10 protein-coding genes are annotated in these 12,444 nt (G+C 45.2%); 3 read left to right on the top strand and 7 right to left on the bottom strand.

All coding sequences use genetic code 11. The annotated features are described in order from the left end of the window. Nucleotides 1-8: 8 nt before the first annotated feature. From nuoF to ndhC, 5 genes are all read right to left on the bottom strand, one after another. Nucleotides 9-1,340, bottom strand: coding sequence for an NADH-quinone oxidoreductase subunit NuoF (gene nuoF, locus LOZ91_RS12855; RefSeq protein ID WP_005097923.1), 1,332 nt, complete (start codon nucleotides 1,338-1,340; stop codon nucleotides 9-11). Beyond that, on the bottom strand, nucleotides 1,337-1,846 hold the full coding sequence (gene nuoE / locus LOZ91_RS12860; RefSeq protein WP_100358017.1) for an NADH-quinone oxidoreductase subunit NuoE: 510 nt from the start codon (nucleotides 1,844-1,846) through the stop codon (nucleotides 1,337-1,339). Before nuoE ends, nuoF begins: the two co-directional genes overlap by 4 nt. 14 nt (nucleotides 1,847-1,860) lie before the next feature. Next, nucleotides 1,861-3,648 carry an NADH-quinone oxidoreductase subunit C/D gene (gene nuoC / locus LOZ91_RS12865; RefSeq protein ID WP_005097924.1) on the bottom strand — a complete coding sequence of 596 codons (1,788 nt, stop codon included), beginning with the start codon at nucleotides 3,646-3,648 and terminating at the stop codon, nucleotides 1,861-1,863. Nucleotides 3,649-3,738: 90 nt separating this feature from the next. Then, nucleotides 3,739-4,419, bottom strand: a complete 681-nt coding sequence (locus LOZ91_RS12870; RefSeq protein ID WP_005097925.1) for an NADH-quinone oxidoreductase subunit B — start codon at nucleotides 4,417-4,419, stop codon at nucleotides 3,739-3,741. A gap of 6 nt (nucleotides 4,420-4,425) precedes the next feature. Next, nucleotides 4,426-4,971, bottom strand: a complete 546-nt coding sequence (gene ndhC / locus LOZ91_RS12875) for an NADH-quinone oxidoreductase subunit A (RefSeq protein WP_005097926.1) — start codon at nucleotides 4,969-4,971, stop codon at nucleotides 4,426-4,428. A gap of 572 nt (nucleotides 4,972-5,543) precedes the next feature. Between ndhC and LOZ91_RS12880 the strand changes: the two genes are divergently transcribed. Continuing rightward, a complete protein-coding gene (locus LOZ91_RS12880) occupies nucleotides 5,544-5,900 on the top strand; it encodes a hypothetical protein (protein ID WP_005097927.1) in 357 nt (118 codons plus the stop codon). A 70-nt stretch (nucleotides 5,901-5,970) separates the two neighbouring features. Here LOZ91_RS12880 and bfmS read toward each other — a convergent pair whose 3' ends face one another. Together bfmS and bfmR are read right to left on the bottom strand one after the other, a co-directional pair. After that, nucleotides 5,971-7,638 (bottom strand): sensor histidine kinase BfmS, encoded by a 1,668-nt coding sequence (bfmS, locus tag LOZ91_RS12885; RefSeq protein WP_005097929.1) that lies wholly within the window; start codon nucleotides 7,636-7,638, stop codon nucleotides 5,971-5,973. A 42-nt stretch (nucleotides 7,639-7,680) separates the two neighbouring features. Beyond that, the gene (gene bfmR / locus LOZ91_RS12890; protein WP_005097931.1) at nucleotides 7,681-8,397 is read right to left on the bottom strand and encodes a response regulator transcription factor BfmR; all 717 of its coding nucleotides are present in this window, start codon (nucleotides 8,395-8,397) and stop codon (nucleotides 7,681-7,683) included. A 566-nt stretch (nucleotides 8,398-8,963) separates the two neighbouring features. Between bfmR and LOZ91_RS12895 the strand changes: the two genes are divergently transcribed. After that, nucleotides 8,964-11,801 carry a ribonucleoside-diphosphate reductase subunit alpha gene (locus LOZ91_RS12895; RefSeq protein ID WP_244783336.1) on the top strand — a complete coding sequence of 946 codons (2,838 nt, stop codon included), beginning with the start codon at nucleotides 8,964-8,966 and terminating at the stop codon, nucleotides 11,799-11,801. 426 nt (nucleotides 11,802-12,227) lie between these two features. Further along, nucleotides 12,228-12,356 (top strand): hypothetical protein, encoded by a 129-nt coding sequence (locus LOZ91_RS14610; protein WP_004645881.1) that lies wholly within the window; start codon nucleotides 12,228-12,230, stop codon nucleotides 12,354-12,356. The last annotated feature ends 88 nt before the right edge of the window (nucleotides 12,357-12,444 follow it).

The raw sequence follows: 12,444 nt of genomic DNA on the forward strand, positions 1-12,444 counted from the left end.
CGAATTCCTTAAGCTTGTTCTACGGAGCTAACTTGAGCAGCGGCATTCACCACCTTCGCTTCAAATTCGCCACGGAAATGTTTGAGTGCGCCCATGAGCGGTTCCATTGCACCCGGTGCGTGGGCACAGAAAGTCTTACCGATCCAAAGCTTACGCGTTAACTCTTGTAAGTGATCGATATCTTCCTGTTTACCTGTGCCATTTTCCAGCGCTTTTAACGCTTTCACTGCCCAAGGCAAGCCATCACGGCAAGGGGTACAGAAACCACATGATTCGCGTGCAAAGAATTCTTCTAGGTTACGTGTTGCTGAAACCATACATTGGGTTTCATCAACCACCATGAGCAGACATGTTCCCAAACGAGAACCGGCTTTCATGATGCTTTCCGCATCCATCGGAAGATCGATATGCTCGGCCGCCAGGAAGTCCGTTGATGCACCACCCGGTAACCATGCTTTCAGCGTTAAGCCATCGCGCATACCACCCGCGTGATCTTCAATCACTTCACGCGCAGTCGTACCAAAAGGCAATTCCCATAGACCCGGGAATTTCACTTTACCTGATGCACCATAGATTTTGGTACCTGGATCTTTCGATTTGCCCGCAGACAAGCCGATATACCATTCAGGGCCACGCAGCATGATGGCGGGTAAGTTGTTGTAGGTCTCTACGTTGTTGACAATCGTAGGACGACCCCAAGCACCTGCAACTTGCGGGAATGGCGGTTTGGTACGCGGGTTGGCACGACGGCCTTCAAGCGAGTTAATCAATGCAGTTTCTTCACCACAGATATAACGACCTGCACCGGTATGCACGTGTAACTCGAAGTTCCAGCCGGTACCCAGGATGTTATCCCCTAAGTAACCTTTGGCACGAACTTGCTCAAGCGCTTCATTTAAGTACTGAGCCGCTTCGATGTACTCGCCACGGATAAAGATATAACCATGGGTTGCTTCAAGCGTATAACCCGCGATCAGCATCCCTTCGATCAGTTGATGTGGAAGATCTTCCATCAACAAACGGTCTTTGAAGGTACCTGGTTCCATCTCATCGGCATTACAAATCAGGTAACGTGGACCTGAATTGTCATTTGGCGCCATCAGTGACCATTTGATGCCTGCCGGGAAGCCTGCACCACCACGACCTTTAACAGTCGCCGCTTTCACCACGTCCAATACATCTTTAGGCGACATCGACAGGGCTTTTTTAAAGCCTGCATAACCTTCGAGCGCTTCGTAATCATCGGCATTACGTACGTTCGCTTGTTTGCTTAAACGCCATGTGAGTGGATGCGTTTCCGGGTTACCGTCGCCATAAATTGGTTTTGGTTCAGTATTCATACATACTTCTCCAACAGCTGTTTCACCGAAGTCACTTCAACCAGACCGTGCGTGTCTTCATCAATCATTAAGGTTGGGCCTTTGTCACAGTTGCCCAGGCAGCAAATTGGCAGCAAGGTAAAGCGACCATCTGCAGTCGTTTGACCAAACTGAATGCCTAATTCGCGCTGGAATGCTTCTGCCAAAGTTTCCGCACCCATCAAGAAGCACGCAATCGAATCACATAACAAAATTACGTGACGCCCAACTGGCTGACGGTAAATACGGTTATAGAAGGTTGCCACACCTTCCAGATCTGCAACGCTCATGTTCAGCATTTGCGCGATGGCATTCATTTGCGCATCATCTACCCAGCCATTACGGCGTTGTACACACTTTAGCGCGTCCAGACACGCCGCACGTGGGTATGGATAGTGCCCCATGTGATGTTCGATATCGTGAATTTCGTCCGCAGTCAAAATTCCTTCAACGTTCACACGTGGCTTTTTATCAGTCAAAATCATCATAATGCGTTTACCCCTTAGCGATCCACGTCAGCCATTACGACGTCAATGGTCGCTAAATAAATGATTAAGTCAGACATGAGGCTGCCGTTAATCACAGAAGGCATTTGCTGTAAATGCGTGAAGGTTGGTGTACGAATACGGGTACGGTAACTCATGGTTGACTTATCTGAAGTCAAGTAGTAGTTCGACGCACCTTTCACCACTTCCGCCATCACAGATGCTTCACCTGCCGGCATTACAGGACCCCAAGATACGCTTAAGAAGTGCGTAATCAAGGTTTCAATATCTTGTAATGTCTTGTCTTTTGGTGGTGGAACAGCCAGTGGATGGTCTGCTTTGTACGCACCAGACGGCATGTTGTCTAGACATTGCTTGACGATTTTCAGTGATTCTTCGATTTCACGGAAGTGAACCATGACACGTGCATAAGCATCGCCTTCGTACTCTAAAGGAACCTCGAAATCGTAATTTTCGTAGCCGCTATACGGACGATATTTACGAACGTCAAAGTCAATACCTGTTGCACGAAGACCAGTACCGGTTACACCCCAAGCCAATGCAGATTTAGCGTCATATTGCGCTACACCTTGGGTACGACCCATGAATACAGAGTTGCGTAATGCAGCTGTGTAGTATTCATTCATACGCTTCGGCATCCAGTCGAGGATTTCGCGAATGAGGTGCTGCCAGTTGTTTGGAAGGTCGTGCGCAGTACCGCCAATACGGAACCAAGCTGGGTGCATACGGTAACCCGTGATCGCTTCAATCGCGTCATAAATCTTTTGACGGTCAGCGAACATATAAAATACTGGGGTCATACCGCCGGCATCCTGAATTGCAGTACCAATAAACAACAAGTGGTTATTGATACGGAACAATTCCGACATCATCACACGGATACATTGCGCACGGTCCGGTACAGTAATGCCCGCCATTTGCTCCACGCCCATCACATAAGGCATGTTTTGTGCACAACCACCCAAGTAGTCGACACGGTCTGTATACGGAATGAATGAATGCCAGGTTTGACGTTCAGCCATCTTTTCCACACCACGGTGGTGATAACCGATATCAGGCACACAGTCTTTCACTTCTTCGCCGTCCAGCTGCAAAATCACACGGAATGCACCGTGCGCAGATGGATGGTTAGGCCCCAAGTTCAGGAACATGAAGTCTTCATCGGCATTACCGCGCTTCATACCCCAATCTTCAGGCACGAAACGCAGATGTTCCTGTTCGTAGTCCTGCTTGGCCTTGTCTTGCAAATACGGGGTATATTCAGTCGCACGTGCAGAATATTCTTTACGTAGCGGATGACCTTCCCAATAGGTTGGCAACAAGATACGACGGAGCATTGGATGCCCTTCGAAATTGATCCCAAACATATCGTAAGCTTCACGTTCGTACCAGTTGGCATTTGGCCAGATGTTGGTTGCCGTCGGAAGATTCAGATCACTTTCAGCTAAGGCAACCTTAATACGAATGTCAGTATTACGCTCGAGCGACAACAAGTGGTAGAACACTGTGAAGTCAGACGCAGGTAAACCGTCGCGGTGCGTACGCAGACGCTCATCTACCGCAGACAAGTCGAACAACATCACGTAAGGACGTGATACTGTACGCAAGAACATTAAAACTTCTTGTACACGTGCGCGCTCAACCCAGACTGTCGGGAAATCCTCGAAAGTCGTTTGCACATAGAAGTTCTCACCAAATTTGGTTTTGAGTTCTTCAATGATGGCAAATGCTGGGCGTGAATCAACTGGTGTTGATTCTGGCATAGCAATGTCAGTTTCAGCCATTGGCTTGGCTTCCTATTTAATACAAATTCAGTCAACCTAAACGACAATTACACCCATAGCGGGTGCAGCAAAAAAGACCAGTCGTTTAAATTATTTAATTTCATCCATAGAGCGCAAGTTCTTCACAGCAACACGCTGATCTTTCTTACGGTCACGTTCCGGCATCATCTTTGGCTTATACACTGGCTTAAGATCATCACCGATCACCGCAGAAAGCGGACGACGCTCGAGTTGAATCTGGTCTTGCAACAGCATTAATGCCTGAATCAAAGCTTCAGGACGTGGTGGGCAGCCGGGAACATAAACATCGACCGGGATGATTTTATCCACACCTTGTACCACTGAATAAATGTCGTACATCCCACCTGAGTTGGCACATGCCCCCATTGAAATGACCCATTTCGGTTCAAGCATCTGTTCATACAAACGTTGAATGACAGGCGCCATTTTCACAAAGCAGGTACCCGCCACAATCATTAAATCCGCCTGACGCGGTGAAGCACGAATCACCTCGGCACCAAAACGTGACAAGTCATGCACACCGGTTAAGGTCGTCGCATACTCTACATAGCAGCATGATGTACCAAAGTTAAACGGCCAAACTGAGTTTTTACGACCCCAGTTGACTGCTGTATGTACCACATCCTCTAAACGAGTCATGAATACATTCTTATTCACTTCTTCTTCAAGTAACGGATCTTCTACAAGGATACGCTCTTGAAGTGGATATTGATCAGCATCCGGATTCGCACGGGTTAATGTATATTTCATCCCGTCTTACTCCTTATCAGATGATTTAGCCGGTGAGCTTTTCACACGACCAGAGGATTGAGCTGGGATTTGACCTGTAGGGTCGATTACCAATTCTTCAATTGAGTTAAAGCGCGTAATTTCTGCTAGATCCATATTTGGCGAACCAATCTTAGCTTTAATTCCTGCGGCTTTACGTTTGTCTGAAGGTGCCCAGTTGAGTGCGCCTGTGGATAATTCGTAAACCAAACCAACAAGTAAAACTAAAATAAAGATAGCTGCAGTTGCAAAACCAATCCAACCTACTTCACGAACAGAAACCGCCCATGCATATAGATAAAGTGCTTCTAAATCAAACACCACGAAGAAAATTGCAACTAAATAGAACTTTGCAGACAAGCGGATACGAGCCCCACCTGCACCAACAACACCTGACTCAAACTGCTCCTGCTTGGCACGGCCCCATGATTTACCCCCGAGGAGTAATGGGACGGTCAGCATAAAGACGCATAAAAATGTAACGCCGATCACGAAGGCAATAATTGCCCATTCGTATGGAGTAATAGCACTCATGCGGGGATAACTCCTGGCAGGCCTATTTGTTAACAAAGAATGTATGTATTGGCCTTCAAATACACCAAACACAAAATTAATCCCGCCAATTGTACCTGATTTTGGATTTCACTTGCTAGTTTATAAGCCTTAGTCTTTGGGATGATTTTTTAGGCATTTCAGCATTTAATTTGCGTTTGATCTCTCAACATCCGATTTAATCGTTTTATTGGATTAAGTTTTAATTTTCTATTAATTTTTCTATAAACAGCATTCCTGAAAAATAAATCCATTTCAGATCATTCTTGCTTGGCCTCTGGCTTAGATATAGCCCCTTTCACGGCCAAAGCAAAGAAAAATCAGACAAAAACTTATTCTATCCATAACTTTCAGCGTATAAAGTTTTTGATTTAATTTGATATTTAACATGATTTTCACATTTTAACTTGGATTAAAGCACTTTAAGCCCAGCCTCACTCAAGGCAAGCAATTGTATCTTTTTGCAACACACCCAACAGACTGATTCAGAATATGTTATTTGTATTTCTAAGCCACATAATGACATTAATAAAGTAACAATAAGGAGTCCTTGCATGTCTCTACGCTTCTCGCATAAGCCGAATTATTTTTTATTTGCCCAGTTACTGGTGCGACATATCCAAGATTATGTTCAGAAACACCCCAATATGAGTCAGGTCGCTTTTGACTTGCGCGATATTCATGCACTGTTTCAAGAGGATCATGCCTCTTCCAGCATTAATCTGGATGGCATCATGAATATTGCCGATGAATACAAAGTCGAAACTTTATCTGGTGATCAGAGGCTGATCCAGCGCTATAGCATTGATGGAAAAAATACCAAGCTAATGATCGACTTCAATCCTGAAGCCCTGCATGGCCTAAAAGAAGGCAAACCATTGATTGAGCCGGATGCCACCATTCAGGAATAAAATTCTTCCCCAATAAAAAAAACGATGCTCAGGCATCGTTTTTTTATAACTCAAAAGCATTTATATAACATCAAGCTGAATGATCACTGATTTCCTCAGTCTTTTCTGCCAACTTGCGCTTGCTCTTCTTTACATAACGCTGTGCAGGCCAACTCATGATAAAGCGCGCACCACCCAAGCTCGGACTTTGATCCACATGAATCTTGCCACCAAACCAGTACGCAATCCGGCTAACAATGGATAAACCCAAACCATAACCACCCGAAGCACGGGTACGGCTGTCATCCAGCCGGGCAAAGGCTTCAAAGACCCGGGCACGATCCACTTCCGGAATGCCAGGACCATCATCTTCAACAGAGACATAGGCCTGACCATCCTGATCCAGACCACCACTGATCAGCACCTTATTGTCGCAATAACGCACCGCATTGCCGACCAGATTCTGAATTACGCGATGCAGATAACGGCGTTCTGCCTCAACCACCACATCAGGCATTGAATGTAGCTCAATGATTTTCTGGGTTTTTAATGCTTCAGTTTCCAGAGCTACCTGATTCAGCACTTCAAACAGATTGACCTTTTCAAACTCGATCGAAGGCATGCCCTGTTCTAGCTTGGCATAGGTCATGATCTCGTCAATCAGGGTATTCAGCGCTTCAATATCTTTATCAATCTGTTCGACCTGTTGCAGACGATAATCGTAATCATCTTCATCTGCCATCATTTCCACACCAAAACGAATCCGTGCTACTGGTGTACGAAGTTCATGTGAAACCGCACGCATCAATTCACGCTGGGCTTCAATCAGGCGCTGAATATGATCAGACATATTGTTAAAGCTAGAGGCCAGCGTTGCCATTTCGTCACTTCCTTCGACAGGAAGACGCAATGACATATTACCGGTTTTCATTTTGTTTAAGGCATAGCTGACTTCACGCAACTTGCGCTGCATCGGCACCAGCAAACCATACACCCCCAGACTCAGCACAAACAGGCTCAATAAAGTAATACCGGTGGCCAACTGGAATGGCATCCAGTTAAACAATGGCACCGGCCCCATCACCAAGACTTGTGAGGTCGAACCTGGAATTGGCGAAATAATTGAAATGGTGGTGCCACGGATTGAGGCACTATCCCGATACAAAATGATGCTGTGATCAAGACGCAAGCGCCCGATCTGCTCGGAATCTAAAGGTAAGCTCTGTACGTTTTCAATCGATACCGGATAAGAAAAATGATCCTGAATAGCGGACAGATATTCTTTTTCCTGACCCGGATAATAGACCAGATAATCCAGAATAAAGACCGGCAGCGCCTTCATCTGGCGCTCGGTAATACTGTCGGCCTTTATATACAGGTAATGATTCGGGTCATCGCGCAGCCCCACCACAATATAGGCAATGCCGGTTTTGGCATCCCAGCGCACCACGGCTTTACGATCTGCAATACGGCGACCTTCAGCACGGGTGATATCCACCTTACTGGCTTCTACATAGTGAATTGGCAATTCCAGCAAATCAGAAGCATCGGAAACCCAATCCATCTTTTGCTGAAGATTTGGCTGGCGCGCGACACCCTCACTGATGATATAGGCCATACCATCAGTCAGAGACTCACGATATTCTTGCGCACGCTGATAGTTGATAATCTGTACCAACAGATAGCCGAACACAGCCACCAACACGACAAGGATGACGAGTCCTGCGTATATACGCAAAAATATACTGTGTTTAAACACCTATAGTTTATCCTGCTCGTTCAAGCAACAACGTACATTTGCTTAAATACCATTAGTTTCTTTAACGAATAGATAACCTTTACTACGCACGGTTTTAATACGCTTCGGATTCTCTGGATCGTCACCAATTTTTGGACGGATACGCGAAATACGCACATCGATTGAACGATCCTGACCATCATATTCGATGCCACGTAAACGCTCGAAAATATCTTCGCGGGAAAGAATACGGCCAGCATTTGATGCAAGCAACCACAACAGGTCATATTCCGCACTGGTAAAATCAACCAGATCACCATTTAAAGTAACTGAACGACCACCATTGTCGATGACCAGATCATCAAATTCGATACGCTGTGCCACTTCATCTTCAGGCACCTTGTCCGTACGACGCAGTAATGCACGAATACGTGCCAGCAATACACGTGGTTGTACCGGTTTAGCGACATAGTCATCGGCACCCATTTCCAGACCCAAGACCTGATCCATGTCCTCAGTACGCGCAGTCAACATCAAGATCGGTTGATGATAATGCGGGCGCACTTCACGACAAATGGTCAAACCATCCGCTCCTGGTAACATCACATCCAGCACCACCATATCTGGCTGCTCAGCGATAATCCGGCGAATGGCACGGTTACCATCCGGCTCCACCCCAACCTCAAGTCCATTACGAATGAGGTATTCTTGCGTTAAACGAGCAAGACGCTCATCATCTTCAACAATTAAAATCTTGGGTAACTTTTCTTCTTGGCTCATGTATTGCCCCTTATTTGGTGGATCTACGCTATAGGCGTATCCTTTTGAAATCCAATAGATACGTTTTTAATATGCTTGCAATATACACACGTTTACATTGTAAACAAGATAGCGTTCACCAAACTGATACATCAAGATAGCATTTTGTAATATTTTATCGTGCATTTTTTGGGCAACTATGCTTGAAACAGTGATTTAGATCTGATTTGTGATTTACACAACTATTACATGAACAAAATATGACTGCTTGATTCAGCACTTTTTAGTTATCCACAATGTTATCTATAAGCACTTTCCCGGGACTTTGTTATGCTATGCCTTGCCTGATAAGGCTTATACAAAAATCAATAAAAATAGCGATATTTTTACAAGGATTAAAGCAAAACTTAAGAAAAATATTTAGCTAAATGTCAATATTGATCTACCCTAAATTTTCCCGTATCTTGTGTTCAATTAATTTTAAAACCACTAGGTCTTGTGTTTATTCCTCAAACACTGTGCATGAAACTTGCCCAGTTCAAACGGTCCATAAACATAAAAATAGATGACAATGGAGCTATGCTAACATGAGCGTAATCACTTCAACTCCTGGTCAACTTCAGGTGATTAAACGCACCGGTGATGTTGCCGCTTTTGATGCAGAAAAAATTTCTGTCGCAATTGGTAAAGCGTTTTTGGCGGTTGAAGGCCAGCAAAGCGCTGACTCGAGCCGAATCCATGATCGTATCGAGCAACTGACGGAAATGGTACTGAATACCTTTAAACGTCGTTTACCTTCTGGCGGAACGATTCATATCGAAGAAATTCAAGACCAAGTTGAACTTGCGCTAATGCGTACGGGCGAACAGAAAGTTGCACGCTCTTATGTCATTTACCGTGAACAACGTTCTGAAGCACGTAAACAGTTAGGTGCACACCATCATCCGACCCTGCAAATTACCGATGCTGAAGGCCAACTTAAGCCACTTGATTTAAGTGCTTTAACTGCGCATGTTACTAAAGCAGCAGAAGGCCTTGAAGGAATTGATGTACAAGCCATTGTCGATGAGACCGTGAAAAACCTGTACAACGGTGTAAAAGAGTCTGACATCTCCACCACTATGATGATGGCGACCCGTACCCGGATCGAGCAAGAGCCGAACTACACCTATGTGACCGCACGTTTGTTGCGTGATGATCTGGTGGCGACTGGTTTGAAATTCCTGGGTCTGCCTACGGATACGCATGAAGGTGAAGCACTTGAAACTTTCCTGAAAAAAGGGATTGAGCTTGAGCTTATTTCACCAGAACTGCTTAACTTTGATCTGGCGAAACTGGCAGCGGCGATTCAACCAGAACGCTCAAACCAGTTTACCTACCTAGGTCTACAGACTTTATTTGACCGCTACTTCATCCATTCCGATGGCGTACGTTTCGAATTGCCGCAATTGTTCTTTATGCGTGTTTCTATGGGCTTGTCGCTCAATGAAGAAAACCGTGAAGAACGTGCCATCGAGTTCTATAACTTGTTGTCTAGCTTCGACTATATGGCATCGACGCCTACCCTGTTTAACTCAGGTACGCTTCGTCCACAATTGTCGAGCTGCTACTTAACCACCATTGATGATGACCTGTATGATATTTATGGCGCAATGCGTGATAACGCCATGCTGTCTAAATGGGCAGGCGGTTTGGGTAACGACTGGACACCAGTGCGTGCTTTAAACTCTTACATCAAAGGCACCAATGGTAAGTCGCAAGGTGTAGTTCCATTCCTTAAAGTCGCGAACGATACGGCTGTTGCGGTCAACCAAGGTGGCAAGCGTAAAGGTGCAGTTTGTGCATATCTTGAAACCTGGCACCTGGACATTGAAGAATTCCTTGAACTGCGTAAGAACACTGGTGATGACCGTCGTCGTACCCATGACATGAACACTGCGAACTGGGTTCCTGACCTGTTCATGCAACGTGTATTCGAAGATGCTGAATGGACTTTGTTCACCCCTTCTGAAACGCCTGATCTGCATGATTTGACTGGTGCAGAATTCGCTGAGCGTTATGCACATTACGAAGCGATTGCCAAAGAAACAAACATGTTGCACAAGAAAATCCGTGCAAAAGATTTGTGGCGCAAAATGCTGTCTATGCTGTTTGAAACTGGTCACCCGTGGATCACATTCAAAGACGTATGTAACCTGCGTTCACCACAACAACACGTAGGTGTAGTTCACTCTTCTAACTTATGTACAGAAATTACGCTGAACACCAGCAAAGAAGAAATCGCGGTATGTAACCTGGGTTCAATCAACCTGGTACAACACGTTCAAGGTGGTGTTCTTGATCGCGAAAAACTGGCGCGTACAGTTAAAACAGCCGTTCGTATGCTCGACAACGTGATCGACATCAACTACTACGCTGTTCCGCAAGCGCGCAACTCGAACCTGAAACACCGTCCAGTCGGTATGGGTATCATGGGCTTCCAGGATGCGCTGTATGAGATGAACCTGGCTTATGGTTCTGATGCTGCGGTCGAGTTTGCTGATGAATCGATGGAAGTGATTTCGTACTACGCGATTTCAACATCTAGCGATTTGGCTGTTGAACGTGGTACATACGAAACATTCAAGGGTTCATTATGGGATCAAGGTATCCTGCCAATCGACTCGCTTGATCTGGTTGCAAAAACCCGTCCGGAACGCATGTTCGAAGTAGACCGCACTCAACGTCTGGACTGGGATACTTTACGTGCCAAAGTTCAAAAAGACGGTATGCGTAACTCGAACGTAATGGCGATTGCTCCGACTGCTACGATTTCAAACATTTGTGGCGTGTCTCAATCTATTGAGCCTACATTCCAGAACTTATATGTGAAATCTAACTTGTCTGGTGAATTCACTGTGATCAACCCGTACCTGGTACGTGCGTTGAAAGAACGTGGTCTTTGGGATGCGGTGATGGTCAACGACCTGAAACACTTCGAAGGTTCTGTTCAGAAGATTTCCCGTATTCCTGAAGAGCTTAAAGCCATTTTCGCGACTGCATTTGAAGTTGATACACGCTGGATCGTGGATGCTGCATCACGTCGTCAAAAATGGATCGATCAGGCTCAGTCTCTTAACCTTTACATCGCTGGTGCAAACGGTAAGAAACTGGACATCACTTACAAGATGGCTTGGTTACGTGGTCTTAAGACGACTTATTACCTTCGTGCATTGGGTGCGACTTCTGCTGAGAAATCAACCATTAACACTGGCGCATTGAACGCAGTTAAACCTGCAACTGTTGCGGCGCCTGTTGTAGCAGCAGCTCCGGTGGTTGAAGCGCAAAAACCTGAAGCTCCTGCAGAGGAAGAAGGTTTTGCGCAAGCAGCTCCAGTGCCAATGGCATGTTCAATTGACAATCCTGATTGTGAAGCTTGTCAGTAATCTGACAGGTTTTAAATCCTCCCCGCCCCCCCTTTAATAAAGGAGGGAGAAAGTCCCCCTTTTTTAAAGGGGGATTTAGGGGGATTACGAAATTTAGGCAATAAAAAAGCCCTCTAGCGTCCGTCAAAACTAACTAGAAGGCTTTCAATCTCGAAGTGATACCAAGATGGTCACGACGAGGCTGGCATATGTGAATGCGATAGTGATTCTATCATCGAATTAACTATCGAGCCAGTACAAGTCATCTTGATTTGTATGGAGCAAACGACATGTTAACTCGAAATAAGAGTGTACATGTGCGTTCATACGTTCGACGTCGATTTAATCGATTTGAAACTGTATGTACACACTATCGTAGTCATCCCAAGTGATTGAGATGATTTGAGAGGCTGAAATGTCTCTCAATTTAAATAAAAGGAAACCTCAATGCCTCATATGACTCATAACTACATGTTAGGACTTGCGGCATTGCTGATTTCCTTTGGTATTACCTTTTATTTACCGATTGCTTATTTCTGGTTCAAAGTTCGCCAGCAGCGTAAGCAAAATAAGTAGTGGGGATCATTGCTCCTGTATAAAACTAGAGCATTCATCGACAAAACTTAATTTTGCTTACACAAATTAAGCGTATAGTAAGACATCT

Source organism: Acinetobacter sp. F-1, assembly GCF_022869025.1.
Lineage (GTDB): Bacteria > Pseudomonadota > Gammaproteobacteria > Pseudomonadales > Moraxellaceae > Acinetobacter > Acinetobacter pseudolwoffii.

Excerpts from the sequence above, each read along its gene's own strand:
- nuoF (WP_005097923.1), bottom strand. The coding sequence starts at position 1,340 with ATGAATACTGAACCAAAACCAATTTATGGCGACGGTAACCCGGAAACG.
- nuoE (WP_100358017.1), bottom strand. The coding sequence starts at position 1,846 with ATGATGATTTTGACTGATAAAAAGCCACGTGTGAACGTTGAAGGAATT.
- nuoC (WP_005097924.1), bottom strand. The coding sequence starts at position 3,648 with ATGGCTGAAACTGACATTGCTATGCCAGAATCAACACCAGTTGATTCA.
- LOZ91_RS12870 (WP_005097925.1), bottom strand. The coding sequence starts at position 4,419 with ATGAAATATACATTAACCCGTGCGAATCCGGATGCTGATCAATATCCA.
- ndhC (WP_005097926.1), bottom strand. The coding sequence starts at position 4,971 with ATGAGTGCTATTACTCCATACGAATGGGCAATTATTGCCTTCGTGATC.
- LOZ91_RS12880 (WP_005097927.1), top strand. The coding sequence starts at position 5,544 with ATGTCTCTACGCTTCTCGCATAAGCCGAATTATTTTTTATTTGCCCAG.
- bfmR (WP_005097931.1), bottom strand. The coding sequence starts at position 8,397 with ATGAGCCAAGAAGAAAAGTTACCCAAGATTTTAATTGTTGAAGATGAT.
- LOZ91_RS12895 (WP_244783336.1), top strand. The coding sequence starts at position 8,964 with ATGAGCGTAATCACTTCAACTCCTGGTCAACTTCAGGTGATTAAACGC.
- LOZ91_RS14610 (WP_004645881.1), top strand. The coding sequence starts at position 12,228 with ATGCCTCATATGACTCATAACTACATGTTAGGACTTGCGGCATTGCTG.